The organism is Marinirhabdus gelatinilytica (genome assembly GCF_003353425.1).
In the GTDB taxonomy this organism is placed as follows: Bacteria; Bacteroidota; Bacteroidia; order Flavobacteriales; family Flavobacteriaceae; genus Marinirhabdus; species Marinirhabdus gelatinilytica.
The window spans coordinates 377,443-400,502 of the sequence record NZ_QRAO01000002.1 but is presented as its reverse complement, the minus strand read 5'-3'; the positions used below and the strand labels follow the sequence as shown (position 1 = coordinate 400,502).

General features: G+C 41.5%; 19 protein-coding genes and 1 riboswitch. Of the genes, 11 read left to right on the top strand and 8 right to left on the bottom strand.

The features are described from left to right. Positions 1-122: 122 nt before the first annotated feature. Positions 123-1,538 carry a S41 family peptidase gene (locus tag C8D94_RS07900; RefSeq protein ID WP_115123384.1) on the top strand — a complete coding sequence of 472 codons (1,416 nt, stop codon included), beginning with the start codon at positions 123-125 and terminating at the stop codon, positions 1,536-1,538. 94 nt (positions 1,539-1,632) lie between these two features. Here C8D94_RS07900 and C8D94_RS07895 read toward each other — a convergent pair whose 3' ends face one another. Continuing rightward, positions 1,633-3,555: a TonB-dependent receptor plug domain-containing protein gene (locus tag C8D94_RS07895; protein ID WP_115123383.1), complete on the bottom strand. Its 1,923-nt coding sequence runs from the start codon at positions 3,553-3,555 to the stop codon at positions 1,633-1,635. A gap of 105 nt (positions 3,556-3,660) precedes the next feature. Further along, a riboswitch (cobalamin riboswitch) is annotated at positions 3,661-3,907 on the bottom strand. 50 nt (positions 3,908-3,957) lie between these two features. Here C8D94_RS07895 and C8D94_RS07890 point away from each other — a divergent pair. The 5 genes from C8D94_RS07890 to C8D94_RS07870 all read left to right on the top strand — a co-directional run bounded on the left by C8D94_RS07890 (position 3,958) and on the right by C8D94_RS07870 (position 9,106). Further along, positions 3,958-5,094: an ABC transporter substrate-binding protein gene (locus C8D94_RS07890; RefSeq protein WP_115123382.1), complete on the top strand. Its 1,137-nt coding sequence runs from the start codon at positions 3,958-3,960 to the stop codon at positions 5,092-5,094. Further along, entirely contained in the window at positions 5,094-6,125 is a 1,032-nt protein-coding gene (locus C8D94_RS07885) for a FecCD family ABC transporter permease (RefSeq protein WP_115123381.1), read from the top strand. Before C8D94_RS07890 ends, C8D94_RS07885 begins: the two co-directional genes overlap by 1 nt. After that, positions 6,125-6,919 (top strand): ABC transporter ATP-binding protein, encoded by a 795-nt coding sequence (locus C8D94_RS07880; RefSeq protein WP_115123380.1) that lies wholly within the window; start codon positions 6,125-6,127, stop codon positions 6,917-6,919. The genes C8D94_RS07885 and C8D94_RS07880 overlap by 1 nt, the downstream gene beginning before the upstream one ends. Before the next feature lie 213 nt (positions 6,920-7,132). Beyond that, positions 7,133-8,458, top strand: a complete 1,326-nt coding sequence (rmuC, locus tag C8D94_RS07875; protein WP_115123379.1) for a DNA recombination protein RmuC — start codon at positions 7,133-7,135, stop codon at positions 8,456-8,458. A 276-nt stretch (positions 8,459-8,734) separates the two neighbouring features. Further along, positions 8,735-9,106, top strand: a complete 372-nt coding sequence (locus C8D94_RS07870) for a 6-phosphogluconate dehydrogenase (RefSeq protein ID WP_115123378.1) — start codon at positions 8,735-8,737, stop codon at positions 9,104-9,106. A 44-nt stretch (positions 9,107-9,150) separates the two neighbouring features. On the opposite strand, the gene C8D94_RS07865 is transcribed toward C8D94_RS07870, so the two are convergent. The 3 genes from C8D94_RS07865 to rpmH all read right to left on the bottom strand — a co-directional run bounded on the left by C8D94_RS07865 (position 9,151) and on the right by rpmH (position 12,966). After that, positions 9,151-9,726, bottom strand: a complete 576-nt coding sequence (locus tag C8D94_RS07865) for a T9SS type A sorting domain-containing protein (RefSeq protein ID WP_115123377.1) — start codon at positions 9,724-9,726, stop codon at positions 9,151-9,153. A gap of 126 nt (positions 9,727-9,852) precedes the next feature. Next, positions 9,853-12,705 (bottom strand): carbamoyl-phosphate synthase large subunit, encoded by a 2,853-nt coding sequence (gene carB, locus C8D94_RS07860; RefSeq protein WP_115123376.1) that lies wholly within the window; start codon positions 12,703-12,705, stop codon positions 9,853-9,855. 102 nt (positions 12,706-12,807) lie between these two features. Then, complete coding sequence (gene rpmH / locus C8D94_RS07855; RefSeq protein WP_115123375.1) at positions 12,808-12,966, bottom strand: 50S ribosomal protein L34; 159 nt, start codon at positions 12,964-12,966, stop codon at positions 12,808-12,810. A 223-nt stretch (positions 12,967-13,189) separates the two neighbouring features. Between rpmH and C8D94_RS07850 the strand changes: the two genes are divergently transcribed. Both C8D94_RS07850 and C8D94_RS07845 read left to right on the top strand, forming a co-directional pair. After that, positions 13,190-13,765, top strand: coding sequence for a DUF2892 domain-containing protein (locus C8D94_RS07850; RefSeq protein ID WP_115123606.1), 576 nt, complete (start codon positions 13,190-13,192; stop codon positions 13,763-13,765). Between the two features lie 136 nt (positions 13,766-13,901). Beyond that, positions 13,902-14,621: a TlpA family protein disulfide reductase gene (locus C8D94_RS07845; protein ID WP_115123374.1), complete on the top strand. Its 720-nt coding sequence runs from the start codon at positions 13,902-13,904 to the stop codon at positions 14,619-14,621. A 5-nt stretch (positions 14,622-14,626) separates the two neighbouring features. On the opposite strand, the gene C8D94_RS07840 is transcribed toward C8D94_RS07845, so the two are convergent. The 3 genes from C8D94_RS07840 to C8D94_RS07830 all read right to left on the bottom strand — a co-directional run bounded on the left by C8D94_RS07840 (position 14,627) and on the right by C8D94_RS07830 (position 16,690). After that, positions 14,627-14,998, bottom strand: a complete 372-nt coding sequence (locus tag C8D94_RS07840) for a sulfite exporter TauE/SafE family protein (RefSeq protein WP_115123373.1) — start codon at positions 14,996-14,998, stop codon at positions 14,627-14,629. A gap of 31 nt (positions 14,999-15,029) precedes the next feature. Next, positions 15,030-15,965 (bottom strand): lytic transglycosylase domain-containing protein, encoded by a 936-nt coding sequence (locus tag C8D94_RS07835; RefSeq protein WP_115123372.1) that lies wholly within the window; start codon positions 15,963-15,965, stop codon positions 15,030-15,032. A gap of 62 nt (positions 15,966-16,027) precedes the next feature. Next, positions 16,028-16,690 carry an alpha/beta hydrolase gene (locus C8D94_RS07830; RefSeq protein ID WP_115123371.1) on the bottom strand — a complete coding sequence of 221 codons (663 nt, stop codon included), beginning with the start codon at positions 16,688-16,690 and terminating at the stop codon, positions 16,028-16,030. A 95-nt stretch (positions 16,691-16,785) separates the two neighbouring features. Between C8D94_RS07830 and C8D94_RS07825 the strand changes: the two genes are divergently transcribed. The 3 genes from C8D94_RS07825 to C8D94_RS07815 all read left to right on the top strand — a co-directional run bounded on the left by C8D94_RS07825 (position 16,786) and on the right by C8D94_RS07815 (position 21,652). After that, positions 16,786-17,502: a pirin family protein gene (locus tag C8D94_RS07825; RefSeq protein WP_115123370.1), complete on the top strand. Its 717-nt coding sequence runs from the start codon at positions 16,786-16,788 to the stop codon at positions 17,500-17,502. Positions 17,503-17,520: 18 nt separating this feature from the next. Continuing rightward, positions 17,521-17,820, top strand: a complete 300-nt coding sequence (locus C8D94_RS07820; RefSeq protein WP_115123369.1) for a GNAT family N-acetyltransferase — start codon at positions 17,521-17,523, stop codon at positions 17,818-17,820. 172 nt (positions 17,821-17,992) lie between these two features. Beyond that, on the top strand, positions 17,993-21,652 hold the full coding sequence (locus C8D94_RS07815) for a hypothetical protein (RefSeq protein ID WP_115123368.1): 3,660 nt from the start codon (positions 17,993-17,995) through the stop codon (positions 21,650-21,652). Positions 21,653-21,670: 18 nt separating this feature from the next. Here the strand turns inward: C8D94_RS07815 and mtaB are convergent, their stop codons facing one another. Next, complete coding sequence (gene mtaB, locus C8D94_RS07810; protein ID WP_115123367.1) at positions 21,671-23,023, bottom strand: tRNA (N(6)-L-threonylcarbamoyladenosine(37)-C(2))-methylthiotransferase MtaB; 1,353 nt, start codon at positions 23,021-23,023, stop codon at positions 21,671-21,673. Between the last annotated feature and the right edge of the window lie 37 nt (positions 23,024-23,060).

Genomic DNA, 23,060 nt, shown 5'->3' with positions numbered 1-23,060 from the left:
ATGGTTAGCGAAAACCCTGTTAAGGAGCCTTCTACAATTACGACGAACTACTTGAAATTTTGTTACATTTGAAACTGAACTATTTTAAATTAGAAATCCAGTTTGGAATTTAAAAAAGAACTATGCTAAAAAAGAAATCAATTCTCCTCGTACTGCTCTGTGCCGTACTTTTCACCTCCTGCTTTAAGGATAATGACGATGAACTTACCTCAGGGCTGAGTGCCGAAGTATCTTCAGAAATTAAAGACTTTATTTACCGTGGGCTCAACTTTTTCTATCTCTACAAGGCAGATACACCAGAACTGGCCAACGATTTTTTTGCAAACGATGCTGAAAAAAATACCTTCCTGGAGAGTTTTGACTCACCTGAAGCACTGTTCGACTTTTTGGAATCGCCCGTAGACCGTTTCAGTTTTGTGACAGATGATTATGTAGAACTAATCAACGCCCTAAACGGGGTAACTGAAAATAACGGGATGGAATATGGGCTTATCCTATATCCGGACGGTAGTGGCAATGTATTTGGTTACGTACGGTATATACTCCCCAACACCGATGCTGAAGCAAAAGGTTTGGAACGAGGGATAATTTTTAACCGTGTGGACGGCCAGCAGATTACCGAGGATAATTTCCGTGAACTTTTAGAACCCACTACCTACACCATTGGACTTGCAGAGTTTGAAGGAGAAAACATTGTCGAAATCAACGAAACCGTTACGCTTACCAAAGCCCCCTATACCGAAAATCCGGTGTTCATTGCCAATACACTCACGGTTGAAAACCAGCCGATAGGGTATTTAATGTACAATGCCTTTACGCGCGATTTCGACCCTGAGCTCAACGCTGCCTTTGCACAGTTCCAAGCAGACGGGATAACTGAACTTATTATAGATCTTCGATACAATGGTGGAGGCTCTGTTAGTACCGCAACCGATTTGGCCGGGATGATCACGGGACAATTCCAAGGGCAAGTGTTCTACAACGAACAATGGAACGAGGACCGCCAAGAAGAATATGCTGAACCCGGACTGTTTGATGGTGTGCTCACAACCGGTGAGGCTCTTAATAGCCTTAACCTAACCCGTGTATATGTTATAACTACAGGACGTACAGCTTCGGCAAGTGAGTTGGTCATCAACGGACTATCACCCTATATAGACGTAATTCAGGTAGGTGCTACCACGACAGGGAAATTCCAAGCTTCTTTCTTATTGTTTGATGCCCCTGCGCCTGCATTCAGTTTCAATGAGGCTAACCCAAACCATACCTATGCTATGCTTCCCCTGGTATTTAAAACCGTAAACGTAAATGGTGTGACCGATTATACTGAAGGCTTGGACCCAGATGTGCTCATTCCCGAGGATTATTCAAATCTAGGTGTTTTGGGAGATGAAAGGGAACCACTATTGGAAGCCTGTCTAGCCGAAATCTTCCCAGGAAGGTCTTCCTCAAAACAACCCGTTGATGCACTGGAAGAAGTAGGAGAAAGCAAACAAAATTCACCGCTGCACCAGCTCATGCTAGCTGAAAACCAATAAATCCTAAAATAAAGCAACTAAAAAAGGCTCGCGAAAGAAAATCGCAAGCCTTTTTTGGGTATAGTTTCTACCCTGTTTTTTTGGGATAAGGGTTCTAAAATTTCAACTCAAATCCAGCGAGTACATTTCTTCCGCGTGTTTGGAAACGGTAGATTTCTTCATATTCGGTGTCGAGAATATTGCTAATGCCCGCAAACAATCGCAGGTTTTTGCTTATTTGCCCAGAAATATTAAAATTGAGCAAGCTGAAACTCTCTAAAGCGATTGTTTCATTTTCGAACGTTTCAGGATTGAAAAATCTATCTTCACGCTCCCCAACGTATTGATAGCTCAAGCCCATCGTTGCCCGCTTACCCAATGTATACTTAATCGCTACGTTTGCCTTATGCTCTGGGATGCGCAGCGCAAAACGCTCATCTGTTTGTGTATTGGTGTAATTTGCTGATGCCGTTAAATTTTCTACTATTTTTCCAAAGATTTCCACCTCTACCCCACTACTCTCAAAAGTTTCATCAATATTCTGATATTGAGAGATGAAATTCTCTGGATCTATGGTCACAAAATCTACAAAGTTTTCCTCGTTTCGATTGAAATATACAGCACTCACACGGAAATTTTTACCACTTGAAAATTCTACACCTCCTTCTATCGTTCGGTTGTCCTCGGGCATTAGCTCTTCATTCCCAAATTGTGGGTCGTACAGTTGAAACAACGATGGAGTGATGTACGCTGTACTATACGATCCTAAAATCTTTACAGTATTGTTTCCGAAGTTTATATTATACGAAGGGTTAAAATGGTACACCACGTTGGTATCGTACACGCTATGGATATTGGCACGAACTCCCGCATTCAAGTTCAGTCCAAAGTCTGTGATGTACACCAAATTCAAGTAGGGATCAATTATATCAAAATTGGCCGTGTCGGCATGTACCTGCTCTACAAAAGTGGTTTCACCAAACGGTATCGTAAAGGAAGTGAACTCACTTAAATTCACGTTCAGCCCAAGAACTGCCTGGAAATTGTTGGTAAAGCGATGGTTCAGGTACGTGTCCAAGCTATAGCTTTCCGATTCAAATTTTGAAGGAAACCCACTCACGATCTCACGGTCTATCCACTGGTAGCTATCGTTAAAAACGTAGGTCCCGTTTTTGTATTTCCACTCAAAGTGCCCACCAGTTTTAATCTGCTCGGTAATAGATTGGTTGTTGGCATCGGTATAGTCGAAATCATCAAAATCTGCTTTATATTTGTCCACCGAAACAAACTGGCTTATCGTAATACTATCCGAAAACTTGTACCCCAAGTTCAACCGTGTGTTGAAACGGTCAAAAACGTCACTCTCAAATCTGGTGGAATCTGCCGGGGCGGCCACGGCACTCAGCCCGTCTGTGTATCGGTTGCTGAAATTTGCGTTATAGAAAAACTTATTCAGCGTACCGCTCACGTTTACGTTATTGGTAAAGGTTTCAAACTTTGAATTTTTAGCTTCTGTTTCCGTAGGGCGATTGCTTCCCAAGGTACTGGTAAATGTGGCCGCAATGTCCTTTTCAGAAGTTTTTTTGGTCGTAATATTTATAACGGCCGTTGCAGCTCCAGAACCGTACAAAACACTGCTCGCGCCTTTCAGTACTTCAATCTCTTCAATGGCATTGGCGGGGATTAATCGAAGGTCGTAATCGTTCGCAATTTGTGAAGGGTCGTTCAATTGCACGCCATCTACCATAATCACTACTTGACGGTTTCTCCCACCGCGCACATAATACGCAAGGTTTTGGCCATCGTTACTACGTGCACCATTGATTTCGATACCCGAAACTTCATTGAGCACTTCGGCTACCGAGGCTCCTGGACGGGCTTCCAGTTGTTCTTTGGTGATTTTTGAAATTACTTTCCCGCTGTTTTTTCTCGCGAGGGGGATTTTGGTGTCCAAAAGCACTGTATCCAGTGGTTCGGCTTGTTGCGCAGTTGCAAAAAGTGATACAAATACGCAACCGGTAAAAAATAGTTTTTTCATTCTTAAAAATTTACCGAGAAGCAAGTGATGCAGCATACCGCCAAAAGATACTGATCGCACCCTACCCAGCGGTATAACTTTATCTCCCTTTTTCCCGAAGGTTCGACAAAATGTTGAACTCTGGCAGGTCTCCTGGCTTGTCTGGCGTGCTACCTTCCCGTTCCAATAACTAATGGGACAGTGGTTTTTGAAGAAACACAAAGCTCAAAAAAAACGTTTGAGCCGACTTACAGTTGCGGGAACAGCATAGGATTTTAAAAAAGTACGAAGTATGAAGTACAAAGTACGAGTATCTAGCACCTATTTCCCTTTTAATGACGTATGAACGCCAACCAAAATTCGATGCGAAAGTAGTACTTTTGGTTATCTTTACCATCCCAATACAATCCTATTTTTTCTGAAATGAAACAAAGCATCTTATTTTTAGCATTTTCAGTAGTACTGCTATCCTGTAAAAATGAAATGCGACAACCTGAAAGAGAGCTAAAAAAAGTTTCAGAAATACAAACAGATTTTGCCGAGGGTTTCAGCATACAAGACCACAAGGGATATAAAACGCTTACCATTACCAACCCTTGGCCAGGGGCCGAAAAAGAATTTACCTACGCACTGGTCGAAAAGGGAACGGTAGTAGAATTTCAATCACAGTTTGATGCCATAGTGGAAGTACCTTTAAAATCTATTGTGGTAACTTCCACGACCCATATTCCCTCTTTGGAAGCCCTTGGTGTTTCAGATAAACTGGTAGGCTTCCCCAACCTGGATTATATTTCTTCGGAAAAAACACGAAACAGAATTGATAATGCTGAAATTACAGAATTGGGAAAGAACGAGAGCATTAATGCCGAAGTACTCATAGACCTCTCCCCTAGCGCCGTGGTAACCTTTGCCGTGGAAGGCGACAATAAAACCGTGGCGACCATTGAAAGAACTGGGATTCCCGTATTGTACAACGCCGATTGGACCGAAACCACCCCCTTGGGCAAAGCCGAATGGATCAAGTTTTTTGGTGTTCTCTTCAACAAAGAGGCAACCGCAGACAGTATTTTCAACCATATTAAAACTGAATATATTGCAGCACGCAAAATTGCCCAAAACGCAAAAGAAACACCAACCGTTTTAAGTGGTGCGATGTATAAAGATGTCTGGTATTTACCACAAGGGGATAGTTGGGCCGCTCGTTTTATCCAAGATGCAAATGCCAATTATCTTTGGAGCGACACCAAGGGTACGGGGAGTATTTCCTTACATATCGAATCGGTTTTGGAAAAGGGACAAAAAGCCGACTATTGGATTGGCCCTGGACAGTTTACCAGTCTTTCACAAATGAAGGAACATAGTAAGGTATATGCGCAATTTGAGGCATTTCAACAAAACAATGTGTTCAGCTTTACTACAAAAAAAGGTGCTACGGGAGGAGTGGTGTATTACGAATTGGCACCAAACCGCCCGGATTTAGTACTTAAAGATATGATAAAAATATTCCATCCCGAGTTGCTCCAGGATTACGAACTTTACTTTTTCAGCAAACTAGATTGATGCAAGCCCAAAAAAAACATATACTTTATTTCTGGCTACTGGCTGGATTGCTGGTATTTGCTTTGTTGCTCAATGTAAGTTTGGGGTCGGTGGCCATTCCGTTGGAGGATGTGTTGCGCTCTATTTCTGGGCAAGAAGCCACCAAAGAGACTTGGCAGTTTATCATCGCAGAATATAGACTCCCCAAAGCCATCACAGCTATGTTAACGGGCAGTGCATTGGCAGTTTCGGGCTTACTCATGCAAACGCTGTTTCGCAATCCTTTGGCTGGTCCCTTCGTGTTGGGACTGAGCAGTGGCGCTAGTCTAGGCGTTGCTATTTTAATTCTGGGCGCAGGTGCGTTTGGCAGTTTTTTTGGAAGTGTTTTGTTGAGTCAATGGAGTTTGGTAGTAGCTTCGGCCCTTGGAAGCTTTTTGGTGCTCCTTGCGGTACTGGCGGTCACGTTCAAGATTAAAGACACCATGGCCATCTTAATTATTGGGTTGATGTTTGGTAGTGTGACCGCGGCAGTGGTTTCGGTACTCTCCTATTTTACCAATGCCGAAAAACTGCAACAGTATATCTTCTGGAGCTTTGGGAGTTTGGGAAACCAATCCTGGAGCGGTGTTACAATAATGGTACTTTGTTGTTTCCTAGGGTTCCTATTGGCATTTAGTAGTGGAAAATCATTGAACGCGCTCCTTCTGGGCGAAAACTATGCAAAAAGCATGGGCGTACGGATAAAAAGAACCACAGTGCTCATAATTTTGGCGACCAGTATCTTGGCGGGTGGTATAACCGCTTTTGTGGGGCCCATAGCTTTTGTAGGGTTGGCGGTACCACATATTACGCGCCAGTATTTTAAAAGTTCCAATCATTTTACGCTATTGCCCGCTGTGATGCTCTCTGGTGCCATTTTAATGCTACTCTGCGATACAGTAGCACAATTACCGGGAAGTGAATATACATTACCCATCAATGCTATTACATCGTTAGTAGGGGCTCCGGTAGTCATTTGGCTGTTGGTTCGCAAACGTAAATTGTTGTTTTAATGACTGCTGAAAAAAAGCATATCGTTTTAGAAGCTACCGAACTCTCGGTGGGATATTTCAGTAAAAAGAAATCCTTCCCTGTTGCCGAACATATCAACTTCAGCATACACGAAGGTGAACTTATAGGACTTGTAGGTGCAAATGGTGTGGGAAAATCTACACTATTGCGCAGTTTGGTGGGGATGCAACCCACGCTTTCGGGAAAGGTGGAGATTAATGGGAAGCATCTTTCAGCTATTTCCAGTCTTGAACTCGCCACACAATTGAGCGTGGTCTTGACTGAAGTTCCAGCTTCCAAAAATTTGACGGTCCAAGAATTGGTAACATTGGGAAGACAGCCTTATACCAACTGGATGGGGTCATTGACCGAAACTGACAAAAAACAAATACGTTACGCCCTAAAAATAACAGATACCGAAAAATTAGCCCATAAAAAATGTTTTGAGCTGAGTGACGGCCAACTGCAACGCGTCGCCATTGCCAGGGCCTTAGCCCAAGACACGCCTTTGATTGTTTTGGACGAGCCTACCACCCACCTAGATCTATACCATCGCGCTTACATTCTGAAATTGCTAAGGCAGCTTACAACCGAAACGGGAAAAACCATTCTATTTTCTACCCATGAAATAGATTTGGCCATACAATTAAGTGACACAATGCTTATAATGAACGAGACATCCTTAGCATGCGACCAGCCCTGTAAACTTATTGAAAAAGGTAGTTTCGACGCGCTTTTCCCGAAGGAGACCATTGCGTTTGATAAAACCACGGGGCGATTTTCTATTAAAAAATAGTACCCCAGTACAACCCCCAAGAAAAAAGAAGGTTCCCAAATTTCCATAGCTATTTTAAAAGAAATCTGAGCAGTTTCAACAGGAAGAGGCAGTGGTGGCCCCGTACGTTTGAACGATTATTAAAATTCTCGTGATTTGTTCTATTTAAAGTAAATTCTCAATAACTTTATAACCTAGAATGCTAATTATCTTATCAACTCAATTACTTAAACCTTGAACGAAACACTACTTTTTCTATTACTTGCCGCCATTTGTTTGGTTATAGGCGCATTTTTAGGCCATCTCTTTGCACGTTTAAAACTAAAGACTGAAACTGGAAAACTGGAAGAACGATTGCAACAGGCTAGTTTTCAGCAAGAGAAACTGGAAGAGCGTTTTCAAACTGTTCTTGACGAACGTGAGGAAATTAGAAAAGAAAAAGAATTTTTAAATAGTGAACTGGTTAGGCGAAATTCTCAATTTGACAACCTTGAACAAAAAAACCGTGAGCAAAAAGCCGAAGTAGAAAAACTACAGGAAAAATTCACCAAGGAATTTGAAAATCTAGCCAATAAGATTTTGGATGAAAAATCTACCAAATTTAAGGAGCAGAACAAAGAGAGCTTGGAAACATTGCTCAACCCATTGCAGGAAAAGATAAAAACATTTGAAAAGCGGGTGGAAGAAACCAACAAGGAAAGTTTGGGGCGCCATAGCGAATTGCGACAACAAATAAAGACCCTGGCAGATCTTAACCAGCAAATGAGCAAGGATGCCGATAATCTTACCAAAGCCTTAAAGGGAGACAGTAAGATGCAAGGAAACTGGGGCGAATTGATCTTGACTCGAATCCTTGAAAAATCTGGCTTGGAGCGCGACCGGGAATACACCCTGCAAGACAGCCATAACAATCCCGAGGGCAAACGCTTACAGACAGATGTGCTCATCCATCTGCCCGATGGCAAGAAAATGATCATAGATAGCAAAGTATCGCTGGTAGATTTTGAACGTTTTGTTTCAGAAGAAGATGAACTAGAAAAGCAACGCTATTTAAAACAGCACATAGCGTCCATAAAACGGCACGTGCAGCAACTGAGTGATAAGAATTATCAATATTTAGTGGACGAAAGTCCGGATACAGTATTTATGTTCATCCCTATTGAACCTGCGTTTGCGATAGCTTCGGCCAACGAGCCGGGACTCTATGAAAATGCTTTTGACAAGCAGGTAATTATTGTAACACCCTCCACCCTGCTCGCCGCACTGAGATTGGTAGACAACCTTTGGCAAAACGATAGACAGAAACAAAACGCACTGGAAATCGCTACCCAAGCAGGAGCTTTGTACGATAGTTTTACTAATTTAACAGACGAACTTATTAAAGTAGGCAAACAGATAGGCACCGTACAAAACAGCTACGAAGGCGCTATGAAAAAATTGACGGGCCGTGGCAATTTAATTCGCCGTGTAGAAAAACTAAAAAAACTTGGGGCCAAGGCCAGTAAAAATATAGACGATAAATTACTGAAAAGAGCAGAGGATCAAGATGAACTGGATTAATCTTTTAGAGAGAATTTGGGTCGCCATACAATTGACCCTTTATACAGTTTTTGGCTTGGCACCCATTGGTTTGGGAATAGCGATGATATATAGCTCCCAAACAAAAGAATTTGAAAAAGACTATCAAGTATCTATGAATTTAGGGCTTGGGATAGTTTGCTTGGTTATTGGCTTATTAGTTAGCTGGGCTTGTTTAGCAAGAGCCGTACATCTATATCGAAACTATAGGAATTCTTGAATTAATCTAAAAACTACCCGTATAGGCGGGCACCATCGATGAAAAAAATACTATTTATAATACTTGGAAGTCTAGTGGCAATTTATCTGTTGTATTTTGCTTTTGTAGCTTATGTACCTTACAGCAAGGGAACCAGGGCTGGGGAACTCATAAAATTCAGTAATAAGGGGGTATTGTTCAAGACTTGGGAAGGTGAGATAAGCCAAGGCATTAGCGGGGCACAGATATTCCAGTTCTCCGTGCTCGATTCTGAAAAGGAAGTGATCGAGGATTTGCAAGACTTACAGGGTCGCTATGTAAAGGTGAATTATGTGGAGCGCTATGGCACCTTTGTATTTTGGGGAGATACCAAATATTTTATTACTGGGGTAGAAGAAGAATCTTCACCTTTTTTTGAGCGGCAAAATTAAAAGCCCTACCTATTGGCAGGGCTAAATTAGAGAACTATGAAGGTTTATTTTTTTACCATCTTTTTAGTGGTTTGTAGGCCTTCTTCAGAGGTGACCTTTAAAAAGTAAACGCCAGCATCTAGATGTGCAATATTCAATGAAGTGTAATTTGTATTGCCATTGCCCCAGCTCACTTTTTTTCCGTACATATCAAAAATCTCATAATTTGCTAAGTGGTATAGCGATTTTATGACCATTTCATCTTCTACAGGATTTGGATACATCTGTACATTTACTGCAAATTTTTCATCAACACCCATAGTTTGTAAGACTGTAATGGTACCAGTCATAGAATTAAAATGGACATCACATTGATAATCGGTCGCTCCAGGCGAAGAAAATGTAAATTCAAATTCGGTACCCATTCCTGAGATAACACCGCTATCAAATGTTTCGGTTCCAGCGATAGAGGTTACACTGTGTGGGTTGCCATTGTTCCAAGTCCACCGCACGGTATCTCCAGCTTCAACAGTAAATGTTCCATCAGCCCCTACCATTTGATCCCATGCTACATCGAATGTTGTTTGAGCTGTTGTAGATACTGCTACCAATATTGCACATAAAAGCGTAATTTTTTTCATACTATTTGATTTTTAAGTTGTTACAATGTACAAAAAAGATACTGAATGGCTGAAATGCAAAAAACTCCCTTCAGAATTGAAGGGAGTTTGAATATATGGCTTGAGTTTAGTACAGCTTTTGCCTCCCTATTTACTCAAGTACATCTTTCTTCTGGAGTAGAGCTCGTAGAATTCATCATCTTTTAAACTTTCAATAAACAAGATACTCTCACCTGTACTTTTCATCTCTGGTCCCAATTGTTTATTTACGTTAGGGAACTTATTGAAACTGAAAACCGGTTGCTTTATAGCATACCCTTCCAACTGTGGGTTGAAGTTAAAATCGGTCACTTTTTTCTCTCCCAGCATCACCTTGGTCGCATAATTTACATAAGGTTCTTTATACGCCTTAGCTATAAAAGGTACTGTACGGGAAGCTCGTGGGTTGGCTTCAATTATATACACCTTATCATCTTTAATGGCGAATTGGACATTTATGAGTCCCACGGTATTCAGGGCAAGGGCTATTTTTTTGGTATGGTCCTTAATTTGTTCCAACACCAAGTCACCCAAATTGAACGGTGGCAAGGTAGCATTACTATCTCCAGAGTGAACGCCACAGGGTTCAATATGCTCCATAATACCTATAATGTACACATTTTCCCCATCGCAAATTGCATCTGCTTCGGCTTCTATGGCTCCGTCCAAATAGTGGTCCAGCAACAGTTTGTTGTTAGGGATTTTACGCAACAGATCCACAACGTGTTCCTCCAGTTCTTTTTTGTTGATTACAATTTTCATCCCCTGTCCACCTAGAACGTAGGAAGGGCGTATCAACAATGGAAAGTCTAACTCGTCGGCTAGTTGTAATGCCTCATCGGTAGTCTCGGCAGTACCAAATCTCGGGTAGGGAATATTGTTCTCTTTCAGTAAGGTTGAAAAACTTCCGCGGTCTTCGGCCAGATCCAAGGATTGATAGCTTGTTCCCATAATCTTGATACCGTAACGCTCTAGCTTTTCGGCCAATTTCAGGGCAGTTTGCCCTCCTAACTGTACGATTACCCCTTCTGGTTTTTCGTGACGGATAATATCGTAGATATGCTCCCAGAAAACTGGTTCAAAATATAATTTGTCTGCCACGTCAAAATCTGTAGAGACGGTTTCTGGGTTACAGTTTATCATAATAGTTTCGTACCCACACTCGGCTGCTGCCAATACACCGTGCACACAGCAATAATCGAACTCTATTCCTTGTCCAATTCGATTGGGGCCAGAACCCAGTACGATTATCTTCTTTTTGTCTGTAACCTTACTATCGTTTTCAACAAAGCACTTCCCATCGGCTGTTTCAACTTCATTTTCAAAAGTTGAGTAGTAATAAGGAGTCTGGGCCTTGAATTCGGCAGCACAGGTATCAACCAACTTGTACACACGCTGAATGTTCAGTTCTTCTCGTTTTTTGTACACTTGGCTTTCCAAGCATTTCAGCATGTGTGCTATCTGCCTATCGCCATAGCCCTTTTGCTTGGCTTCTAGCAGCAATTCTCTTGGAAGTGTATCTAGTGTGTATGTTGAAATTTCTTTTTCCAGTTGGTATAGTTCTTCATACTGGCGTAAGAACCACATATCGATCTTTGTTATCTCGTGGATTCGGCTCAAGGGGATGCCCATTTGTATCGCATCGTAGATTACAAAAACCCTGTCCCAGCTGGCGTGTTCTAGTTTTTCAAGAATTTGGTCGTAGTTGGTGTAGCTTTTTCCATCGGCTCCAAGACCATTTCGTTTAATTTCCAACGATTGTGTAGCCTTGTGCAAAGCTTCCTGGAAGGAGCGGCCAATGCCCATTACCTCTCCCACGGCCTTCATTTGCAAGCCTAGGGTTCTATCGGATCCTTCAAATTTATCGAAATTCCAACGCGGAATCTTCACGATTACATAGTCCAGCGTAGGCTCGAACAATGCCGAAGTAGATTTTGTGATCTGGTTGTTCAGTTCGTTCAAGTTATATCCAATGGCAAGTTTTGAAGCAACCTTTGCGATAGGATATCCTGTTGCCTTGGAGGCCAGCGCAGAAGATCGTGACACACGTGGGTTTATCTCTATAGCGATTATTTCTTCTTTTTCGTCTGGGCTTACTGCAAACTGTACATTACAACCTCCGGCAAAATCGCCAATACTTCGCATCATGTGTATTGCCATATCTCGCATACGTTGGAAGGTACGGTCGCTCAGGGTCATTGCTGGTGCCACGGTAATAGAATCTCCCGTGTGGATTCCCATGGGGTCCATATTCTCAATGGTACAGATAATTACAACATTATCATTATTATCACGAAGCAATTCCAGCTCGTATTCTTTCCAGCCCATCATGGCTTTGTCTATCATTACCTCATGGATGGGAGATATTTCGAGTCCACGTTTAAGGAGTTCGTCAAAATCTTCGGCTTTGTAAACGATGGATGCTCCTGCTCCACCCAGAGTAAACGAAGAACGTATTACCAGCGGAAAGCCAAATTTTTGTGCAATTTCCTTTCCTTGGAGGTAGGAAGTCGCTGTAGCCTGAGGTGCCATGGGGACACCTATTTTTTCCATAAGATTTCTGAATTTCTCTCTATCCTCGGTAATATTGATGGCATCTATATCTACCCCTATGATCTTAACACCAAAATCTTCCCATATTCCTTTTTCGTCTGCCTCGATACAAAGGTTTAGCGCAGTCTGCCCCCCCATTGTAGGTAATACGGCATCAATTTGTGGATGTTCCTTCAGGATTTTTACAATGGATTTTGTGGTCAACGGCAATAGGTAAACGTGATCTGCCATGGACGGGTCCGTCATAATAGTGGCAGGGTTGCTGTTTATGAGGATGGTTTCAATACCGTCTTCACGCAAAGAGCGTAAACACTGCGATCCAGAATAGTCAAACTCACAGGCTTGGCCTATAATAATTGGTCCAGAACCTATAATGAGGATAGATTTTAATTTCTCGTTTTTGGGCATAGTATAAGAACTTTTTTTGTGCTGTAAAATTACGATTCGCTAGGGTATAAAAAAAAGGTGCTGTTTACAAACAACACCTTTTTTATGTATAACTTATCAACATTATTTTTTGTGACGTGGCTCAGAAGAAACAGATAATTTTTTTCTACCCTTAGCACGACGGGCAGCTAAAACCTTGCGGCCATTTACAGATGCCATACGCTCTCTAAAACCGTGCTTATTTCTTCTTTTTCTCTTTGATGGCTGAAATGTTCTTTTCATTGTACTAGGGTTAATTCTTCTAAATAACTAATTTTTGTGACCTGTCTTAAAAGTCGGGTGCAAATATACAATCTTTTTTATGCCCGACAAATGTAAAATCAAAAATAATTCAAAAGAATTTCAGTTTCAGAAAAATATGCTCTGTCCTCCTTTTTCAAAAGGGAAAGATAATCACTTCTTTGAGGAAATATGTACCTTTGCAGTCCTTAAAAAAGCACAGAGCATGTTCAACAAAAATATAAAGTTAGTATTGGCCGCAGGAGTCCTTGGATTGGCCGTGTGGCAATTTGTCGAGGGAAATATAGGGAATGGGATTATGTACATACTTCTCTCCTTAATCTTTATGTTCCTCTATTTTAAGAATGAAATCATTTTATTGGCATTCCTTAGACTGCGGAAACAAGATTTTCAAGGAGCCAAAAAATGGTTGGACAAAATAAAGAATCCCGAAGCATCCCTGGTTAGAAAGCAACAAGGATACTATAATTACCTAAACGGACTCATGGTTTCACAAACCAATATGAACGAGGCCGAAAAATACTTCAAAAAATCTATAGAACTAGGGTTGAACATGGACGCAGACCTTGCTATGGCAAAATTGAACCTAGCTGGAATTGCCATGACAAAAAATAGGAAACGTGAAGCCGAAATACTCCTGGCTGAAGCCAAAAAACTGGACAAGCACAACATGATGGACGAGCAGATTAAAATGATGAAACAACAAATGAAGCGTGCCAATATGCCCAGACAACAATTTGGCCAACGCAGTGCCAGAGCAGGTAGAAAGAGCAGGCGTTAATCCGTACACCTAGTTTTGTGAGAAAAAACTTTCTTGAAGCGTGTATTTTGACGACTTTTTTACCTTTTAATCTAAAAGCAGTAGGCTAATTAGCAACGTTTTATACCTTTGCACTACTATTTGGTAAAGATTGTGTATGTATAAAAAACTACTTCTACTTGCTTTAGTACTTGTTTCACTTACAGCGGTTTCCCAAGAGGAGGAAGTTGCTGAAGTAAAACCTATGTTCTCTCAAGAAATTACCAAAAACATAAAAAGGTACGTTAAGAACTCGAAGCTTGCATACCACGATAAGGATTACGTTCGGGCAGACTTCTTGTACGACTCTTTAGTACAAAATGTAATCCTTAAATCGTATCTTGATAATTTTAAGGTGAGAAAACGTTCTGGAAAAGAAATCGAACTTAACGATTTTAAAAAACCAATGATTTTATTGAGCACCGCCTCTTGGTGCACTCCGGGTTCAGGAACCATTCCTGCTCTTAACGACATTGCGCATAGCTATGGAGACAATATCGATTTTGTAGTGTTGTACTGGGACACAAAAGAAAACGCAAGAAAAGCCTCAAGGGACTTTAAAAAGAACATCCACGTAGTATATGTAGACGAACTTGAAAACAAAGGTGCTGCAGTTGTAAAGGAGATGAAGCACAGTTTAGGACTTCCTACTTGTTTCTTGTTGGATGAAAACAAAAAGATTATAGATATTAAGCGTACCGTTATACATCCTTATAATACCGATTATGAGGTGTCGTATGAAGACAACTACGATTCCTTTTTTGCAAGCGTCCAGAAATTGAGACCGACGGTTACTATACAGACCAGCCTAGAGGTTATTGGTACCGAAAAGAATTAACTGTTTTATTTCCCAAAGAATAATTTGATTGCCGCAATTACCAAGACCACGGCAAATATCTTTTTAAGCACAGCTTGGTCTATCTTAACGGCAAACTTAGAGCCAATCCAGCCTCCCACTACAAAGCACAACGCTATTACAATGGCATACTTCCAGTTTACCGGGTGCCCTCCCACATGGTATGTATAAGCTGCCACAAAAGTTACGGGTACTGCCAAGACGGCAAGACTCAATCCTTGTGCCTCGTGTTGATCGTACCCTAAGAACAACATCATCAAGGGAATCATGATCACTCCCCCTCCTACTCCCATAAAACCACTTAAAATTCCAGCCAAAAGGCCAATTATCAATAAAGAGAGTAATAAGGTAATGTTCATTGTTGGTTGTTTGCTGTAGCTTTAATCTGCGCTATTGTCCTGTGTTATAATATCCTTTTTTGGGAATTTCGATAAAATACTCTTTTCCAGAGGCATTTTTCAAATAAGTATCCCGTAACCAAGGATTGTGCAATTTCAGTATTTTATAGTTAATATCAAATTTTTTTGCAAAATCTGCAAAATCTGTTACAGCGGTATCTACTTTAACTTTATAGGAAGGAACAGCTGTATAGAGATCCTGTTGCCTAAAATTGAACCCATATTTCTTGGGATTGCTCATAATTTCCTTAAAGGCAAGTATACGAAAAACATAGCGGCTCGTTTCAGAATTGAGCAATATGTCGTAATAATTATTATCCAGTTTCTGTCTTTCTAGTTGCTTATTGACGCCTGCGTTGCCCGCATTATAGGCTGCAGCGGCCAATGTCCAACTCCCAAACCGCTCTTTGGATTTTTTAAGATATTCTGCAGCCACACGGGTTGCCAACTCTAGATTGTAGCGCTCGTCTACGTAATCGTTCACCTCGAGGCCATATTCACGTCCAGTCCCTTTTAAAAACTGCCAGAAACCCGCTGCCCCAGCAGGAGAACGTACGTTGTCCAATCCACTTTCGGCTACGGCCAGATATTTAAAGTCATCCGGAAGACCATATTTTTCAAGCAAAGGTTCTATAATAGGAAAATATTTATTTGCTCTCTTGAACATGAGCAAACCGTTGGACTGCCAATAGGTATTCACTAAGAGTTCACGATCCATACGTTCTCGTATATTAGGATCGTCCAATGGTACAGCCTCTCCAGCAAAGTTCATAGTTTCAGGAAGTGGAAGGGCGTAAACATTATAATCGTTCACCAACCTTTTTTGAAGGGTCTCATCTGTGGTTTCCGGTTCCTGGACGGCATTGACGCATAATCCGCTCACAAAACCAACTACCACTAACAAACCTGCTTTTGAAAATAAACTCATAATCTAAAATTTTTGATTAAAGATAAAGAAACTACTAACCTACTTCAAGATTTTAACAGCTTTTATGAGCTAATAGCCTCTATAATTTTTTTTGAAACCTCACCGCCCTTGTTCAATAGCATTATATGGGTTCCTCCTTCAATGACAACACAATCTTGGATATTTTTTATTGGGAAAATTATGTCGCCATCTCCATGTATATGTACAATATCCTCAATTTTCTCCTTGGGCTTCCAACACACCATATTTTTTATGGCCCAGTTTAAATATCTTTCATTTCTAACGTGCAAAAAAGCTTGGTACAGCGCCAATCGTTTCTTGGACCGTGGCCCCACCGAATATTTTGTGAGGTCTTCTGCACTGAGGAGCATTTTGGTGGGCAGCAATTTATAGGCGCGGGTAGCCCTAGCCACCTTCAATCTTCTGGGGAGTTCCTTTCGGTTCTTCACACTGGAAATTATGATGAGTTTTCTTAGCTGAAGGAAATGTGCCATCTCCTGTACAACCACACCACCAAAGCTTACCCCAACAAGTACGGCACTTTTATGTGTTACTTGGGAGGCCATCCTCTTGGCGTATTTGGCAATAGGCTCCTTTTTTTCAGGGATTTGCCATGTTAGGATGTGCATCTCAAAACGGTCTTTTGGCAAACGTATATTCTTAAAAATTTCTTTCCCTGCCGCTAGACCCGGTACAAAATAAACGTGTGTTTTTTCTTCGCTCATGCTGTAACTTCTACAATACAACCCTAACTAGAGGATTTTTCCGTAACTTTGCATTACAAAGATACTAAGTAGTATTTCTAATTGTTGGGGTTCCCATGAAAAAGTTGTTACATCCTGCACAAACGCGAGGTTCCGCAAATTATGGTTGGCTAGAAGCGCGGTATTCGTTCAGTTTTGCAAACTATTTCGATCCCGAAAGAATACAGTTTGGGAAATTACGTGTGCTCAACGACGATGTAGTTGCTGGTGGAATGGGTTTTGGCAAACATCCCCATAAAAATATGGAGATTGTTACCATTCCGCAGGAAGGAGCATTGAAACATCGTGACTCCATGGGCAACGAAGGTATTGTTGAAAGTGGTGATATACAAATAATGAGTGCTGGTAGTGGTGTGGAACACAGTGAGCTTAATGCAAACCAAAACGAACCTGTAAAGCTTTTTCAAATTTGGATATTTCCAGAGACAGAGAACGTAACACCTAGGTACCAGCAAAAGAAAATAGCACCTCTTTTAAATAAAAACACCTTTAGTACCGTTGTAAAACCGAAGGGTGTCGCAAATGAAGATGAACTATGGGTACACCAACAAGCCTATTTCAATATAGGAGAATTCACCGAAACAACAAAAACCACTTATGAAGTACATAACAGAGCTCACGGAATTTACCTCATGGTAATAAAGGGCACTGTAATCGCTGAAGATGAAACACTTAACGAGCGTGATGCTATTGGAATATGGGACGCAGATACCATTACAATTTCAGCAACCACCGGAAGTAAAGCACTGCTCATAGAAGTACCAATGAATTAAAATTTAAATCCCTTGATTATGATCGAAGATGTTGAAATAACCGATAACGAATTCCTGCGCCAGTTCGAGCTGGAAGTAGGTGACAACATGGCTCGCATAGAGTATGCATTACAAGATAGAAAAATCTTCTTGACCAAATATGATATGCCAGAAGATATGGAGGATCAAGGTTTTAGGGACATATTTATCAAAGCCGTATTCGAAGAAGTGAAGGACAGGGGCATAAGCCTTGTCCCCACAAGTCCAGAAATAGCTGGTTTTATGCGCAAGAACCGAAGAAAATACAAATCCCTGCTCCCAGTGGGCATAAGCATTTAAGCAAACCAGATGCCACTTCCTAAACCTTCAATCACTATAATTGGAGGTTTTTTTATGCAAAGCAATTGCTGTATTTAAGAAAACTTTAAGCGTGAAAGTAATGCTAAAATAGTCGGCTGTCTTAACTTACTACAGTACATTTATATCTTATTAAAATAACCGAAACCATTTTATGCAGCATACTACCCAGAAAATCATCTATAGACTCACTTCAATTTTTATAGGCATTTTTATTATTTCTGCTTGTGCCAGCTATAAGGAACAAAAAGCAACCTCACTACAAGAAACAACAACCTCCAAGAGCCCCACACATACCTTTTTCATAGCAGGAGGACTTGGTAATTATAACGGTACTTATAATGATGCCATCCTGTCCAAGCTTCAGCAAAAATTAAACGAAGCGAGCAAAAACAGCACGCTACTTTTCACGGGAAACTATACTTCCAAAGATTTTGAAAACGAAGAGCAAAACCTACAACTGCTAAAAAAGCAATTGGACCTGGCCAATTCGTTCAAGGGTAAAACATATTTTATCCCAGGAACCAACGAGTGGGAAAGCAAAAACGCAAAGCAGATTGAGTGGGTTGAGGATTATATCAAAGACCAAGACCTTAAAAAAGTTGAGGTAGAGCCCAACAATGTTTGCCCGCTAGAATACCGAGAGATAAACGATGCCATCGATATGATTTTGGTAGACTCCAAGTGGTATATAAGCAATTGGGACCGTGTGGAATACATCAACCAAAAATGTAGCGACATAAAGACACAGCGCAGGTTTATTGAAGAACTGGAAGGTATGATAAAAGATGCAAGAGGCAAGAATCTTGTCATCGTAATGAGCCACCCTATTTTCAGCAATGGTATGTATGCCAACAACTACAAAGGAGGAATGAACCCAGATAAGATATACTTCCAGAGGTATCAGGAATTTGCCATAAAAGTGGCTGCTCTCGTTCAGGAATTGGATAGGGTAACGCTAGTATCTGGTCACGAAAACAGCCTCCAATACCTTACTTCCAAGGACAGGGCTCACCAAGTAATAAGTGGTTCTTTGGGCAAAGCTTCAAAAACGAAACGAGAAGAGGCACGGATAACAGCTGTGGGAGGGCAATTGATATACGAAGGCCAATATACCTATGGAAAAGAGGGCTTTGGGATGATTCAATATTTTGAGGATGGCAGCTCGCAAGTCACTTTTATTACCGAAGAAGGTGAAAAAACCTTCCCAATGACCGCAGCTTTCCCCAATGACGAGTTAAAATCCCCAATGCCTCCGTTTACTTCACAAACGGTTCAAGTACCTATTGTTTCTGAAGAAGAAAAATTAGAAAAATCTGGTTTCTATAAGTTTATGTGGGGCGATCGTTTCAGAAAATATTACGGCATCCCCGTAACCGCAACCAATGCAGACCTCACCAAATACAGAGGCGGCCTTACTGTAAAGGAAGCTGGTGGCGGGCACCAAACCTACTCAGCAAAATTGAAAGATGAAAATGGTGCGGAATACGCCATTAGAGGGTTAGAAAAAGATGCATTCAAGTTCCTGAAATTCAAGGTAAAAGGAATCACTTTCGAGCCAGAAGAATACCGCGGTACTTTTGCCGAAACCGTTGTCTACGATTTTTTCACCACAACACATCCCTTTATGCAATTGGTATTAGACCCAATGGCAAAAGAAATTAATGTGAATCACGCCAACATAGAATTGGCCTACGTACCCAAACAACCCAACCTTGATGATTTGGGCGAAAAATATGGAGATGCCCTATACTGGATAGAAGAACGCCCGGACGATGGACAAGAAGATTTTGAAGGCTACAATCGCGCAAACCCCGGTGGAGGAACCGTGGTAACCTTTGAGAGTGCTACCGATGTACTTGAAAAACTGCGAGAGGATGAGAAATATAGTGTAGACCAAAAAATTTGGATCCGTTCACGGTTGTTCGATATGCTCATTGGCGATTGGGACCGCCACCAAGACCAATGGCGCTTCGCCGAATATGAGATTGACGATGATACTACCCGCTTTATCCCTATACCCCGCGATAGAGACGCAGCATTCTCAAAGTTTGACGGCGTTATGTTGACCATTGTAAAAATGGTAGTGCCGGATACACGCTTTTGGCAAAGCTATAAGGATGACATCCGCGATATAAAATGGTATAATGGTGAGGGCAACAACCTTGATCGTACGTTTATGACCAAGTTTGGTACCGATGCTTGGATTGAACAAGCAAGATATATACAGCAACACCTAAGCGAAGCCGAAATTGATGCAGCGTGGGAAAACCTGCCACCAGAGGTCCAGGATGAAACCTCTGAAAGATTGAAAAGTGATCTTAAATCAAGATTGGGTAAGCTGGACCAGTATGCCAAAGAATACGGAAACTATTTAAATCGAACCGTAGCAATCCATGGGACCGACAAGGACGACAAGTTCGAAATAATTCGTCTTGAAGATGGAAAAACCCAAGTCATCATTAAAAGAGCCATTAAGGATGAAAAAGATCCCGTAATTCTAGATAGAACCTTCGATAAGGATGAAACAAAGGAAATATGGATATATGGACTCAATGACGATGATGAGTTCACGGTAACCGGCAGGGGCAATAATCCCATCAAGGTGCGCATAATAGGTGGTTATGGAAAGGACAAATACACCATTGAGAATACACGCCAAGTAAAAGTGTACGATTGGAAATACGAAGATTCCAAGTTTGATGAAAAAACACCAGCGCATCAGTTTACTAATCTTTATGAAACCAACACCTATCATTGGAGGTACTTCAAGGAAAATAACCACGTAATCTTGCCGAATATTGGCTTTCAGGTAGATGATGGTTTCTTTTTAGGGGCAAGGGACACCTATACCAATTATGGTTTCAACGGAAACCCATTTAGATACCAACACGCGCTATTGGCCAATTATTATTTCAATTTCCAAGCGGTAGAGCTGGATTACGACGGTGAGTTCGCCAACATATTCCCACAATGGAATCTGGTGGTAGACGGCTATTTTACAAGCGATTCTTTTGCCAATCAATTTTTCGGTTTTGGTAACGGCACCTCTTATGATGGCAATGCAGATGATGAGGACAGGGATTTTAATCGTGCCCGTATGCAACAGATCAAAGCCAGTGCAGGTGTTAAATACAAAACCCTCACTTTTAAAGCACTGTTTGAAAGTTTTGAAGTACAAAATAATCCGGACAGATTATTCACACCTTCTACCAATGCTGTAAATTCAAATGTTTTTGAAATGCAGAACTATGCAGGTGGTGAGGCACTCATTAGCTACCGAAACCAAAATGCAATGGATTTCCCTTCCAAAGCATTTAATTTTGATGCCGTAATAGGGTACAAAAGCAATATTGAAGACAGTGACAATGCCTTTGGCTATGCAGGATTGCAGGTTGGTTTTGAAGAAGGATTAATTCCTTCCGGAAACCTTGTATTGGGCACCTCTGCAGCCGTAAGAACCAACATTGGGGATAACTACTACTTTTACCACGCTCCTTCCATAGGTGGTAATAATGGCCTTAGGGGTTATAGAAACGAGCGCTTTACCGGCGAAACTTCGTTCTATCACACAACCGATTTAAAACTCCGCCTTGCCAGATTAACAACTTCTGTAATTCCAATAACATTGGGAACCTATGGTGGTTTTGACTATGGAAGGGTTTGGAGCGATGTGGATACTTCAGATACTATGCACACTTCGTTTGGGGGAGGAATTTGGTTAAGCGGTCTGAACTCGCTTGCCTTTAAAGCAGGATATTTCGTTTCAGAAGAAGACCAAATTATACAAGTAGGCCTGTTGATTACGCAATAAAATCGAGACTAAAAAAACCTAAGCCAAAATAGGCTCTTTTGCATATTCAAAACGTACTAGGCCGTCTTCATCTATTTCGGTTAGCGTAACCTGATGTACTGTATTTACAAGCTCCGGATTCCACGGGGCTTTTACTTTTACGTAATTTTCGGTAAATCCGTGTATGTAGCCCGCTTTGTTCTCGCCTTCAAATAAAATGGTGCGGGAGGACCCAAGTTGGCTCTCATAGAAAGCCCGTCTCTTTTTTGCTGAAAGTCCGCGCAACATTTTACTGCGTTTGGCCCTCACCTTTTTGGGCACCACCCCTTCCATTTGGGCTGCTGGGGTGTTGTCCCTTTCAGAATAGGTAAAAACGTGTAGATAGGAGATATCTAGCTCGTTCAAGAAGTGATAGGTCTCTAAAAAGCGTTCTTCGGTCTCTCCTGGGAAGCCCACGATCACATCTACCCCAATACAGGCGTCTGGCATCACTTCCTTTATTTTTGAAACTCTATCCACATACAGTTCGCGCATATACCTGCGGCGCATGAGCTTCAACAAATCGTTGCTTCCGCTTTGCAATGGGATGTGGAAATGTGGTACAAAAGTTCTGGATTGTGCTACAAAATCTATGGTTTCGTTCTTCAGTAAATTGGGTTCTATGGAAGATATGCGCAAACGCTCCACCCCTTTTACCTTATCCAAGGCCTCACATAATTGCAGGAATGTATGTTCGTGCTTCTTGTTGCCAAACTCCCCTTTTCCGTAGTCGCCAATGTTCACCCCCGTCAAAACAATTTCCTTGATGCCCTGGGCTGAAATTTCAGCAGCGTTTTTCAGTACATTTTCCAAGGTGTCGCTACGTGAAATCCCGCGCGCCAATGGAATCGTGCAATAGGTACATTTATAGTCACAACCATCCTGCACTTTCAAGAATGCACGGGTACGGTCGCCTACGGAATAACTTCCTACATAAAAATCGGCATCCTCAATCTCGCAAGAATGTACCTGCGCTCCTTCCCCACGGTTTCGTTCGGGGTTGGCTAACAGCTCGTTAATGTAACTGGTTATTTTAAACTTTTCAGTAGCGCCCAGCACCAAATCCACACCATCAACATCGGCGAGTTCCTCTGGTTTTAGCTGCGCATAGCAACCCACTGCGGCCACGAATGCTTCAGGATTTGCTTTTTGTGCTTTTTTTACGATGGATTTGAAACGCTTGTCGGCATTTTCGGTGACGCTACAGGTATTGATCACGTAGATATCTGCTTTTTCAGAAAAATCTACACGATCAAAGCCTTCACCCTCGAAATTACGGGCAATGGTAGCAGTCTCGCTGAAATTGAGCTTACAGCCTAATGTGTAATATGCAACTTTTTTTGACGGTTTCATTGTTGTACTTTAGCACCGGGGCGGCAAAAATACAAAC

What these genes read in the sequence shown, in the direction of transcription:
- C8D94_RS07900 (WP_115123384.1), top strand. Translation starts at nt 123, where the DNA reads ATGCTAAAAAAGAAATCAATTCTCCTCGTACTGCTCTGTGCCGTACTT.
- C8D94_RS07895 (WP_115123383.1), bottom strand. Translation starts at nt 3,555, where the DNA reads ATGAAAAAACTATTTTTTACCGGTTGCGTATTTGTATCACTTTTTGCA.
- C8D94_RS07890 (WP_115123382.1), top strand. Translation starts at nt 3,958, where the DNA reads ATGAAACAAAGCATCTTATTTTTAGCATTTTCAGTAGTACTGCTATCC.
- C8D94_RS07885 (WP_115123381.1), top strand. Translation starts at nt 5,094, where the DNA reads ATGCAAGCCCAAAAAAAACATATACTTTATTTCTGGCTACTGGCTGGA.
- C8D94_RS07880 (WP_115123380.1), top strand. Translation starts at nt 6,125, where the DNA reads ATGACTGCTGAAAAAAAGCATATCGTTTTAGAAGCTACCGAACTCTCG.
- C8D94_RS07870 (WP_115123378.1), top strand. Translation starts at nt 8,735, where the DNA reads ATGAAAAAAATACTATTTATAATACTTGGAAGTCTAGTGGCAATTTAT.
- C8D94_RS07865 (WP_115123377.1), bottom strand. Translation starts at nt 9,726, where the DNA reads ATGAAAAAAATTACGCTTTTATGTGCAATATTGGTAGCAGTATCTACA.
- carB (WP_115123376.1), bottom strand. Translation starts at nt 12,705, where the DNA reads ATGCCCAAAAACGAGAAATTAAAATCTATCCTCATTATAGGTTCTGGA.
- rpmH (WP_115123375.1), bottom strand. Translation starts at nt 12,966, where the DNA reads ATGAAAAGAACATTTCAGCCATCAAAGAGAAAAAGAAGAAATAAGCAC.
- C8D94_RS07850 (WP_115123606.1), top strand. Translation starts at nt 13,190, where the DNA reads ATGTTCAACAAAAATATAAAGTTAGTATTGGCCGCAGGAGTCCTTGGA.
- C8D94_RS07845 (WP_115123374.1), top strand. Translation starts at nt 13,902, where the DNA reads ATGTATAAAAAACTACTTCTACTTGCTTTAGTACTTGTTTCACTTACA.
- C8D94_RS07840 (WP_115123373.1), bottom strand. Translation starts at nt 14,998, where the DNA reads ATGAACATTACCTTATTACTCTCTTTATTGATAATTGGCCTTTTGGCT.
- C8D94_RS07835 (WP_115123372.1), bottom strand. Translation starts at nt 15,965, where the DNA reads ATGAGTTTATTTTCAAAAGCAGGTTTGTTAGTGGTAGTTGGTTTTGTG.
- C8D94_RS07830 (WP_115123371.1), bottom strand. Translation starts at nt 16,690, where the DNA reads ATGAGCGAAGAAAAAACACACGTTTATTTTGTACCGGGTCTAGCGGCA.
- C8D94_RS07825 (WP_115123370.1), top strand. Translation starts at nt 16,786, where the DNA reads ATGAAAAAGTTGTTACATCCTGCACAAACGCGAGGTTCCGCAAATTAT.
- C8D94_RS07820 (WP_115123369.1), top strand. Translation starts at nt 17,521, where the DNA reads ATGATCGAAGATGTTGAAATAACCGATAACGAATTCCTGCGCCAGTTC.
- C8D94_RS07815 (WP_115123368.1), top strand. Translation starts at nt 17,993, where the DNA reads ATGCAGCATACTACCCAGAAAATCATCTATAGACTCACTTCAATTTTT.
- mtaB (WP_115123367.1), bottom strand. Translation starts at nt 23,023, where the DNA reads ATGAAACCGTCAAAAAAAGTTGCATATTACACATTAGGCTGTAAGCTC.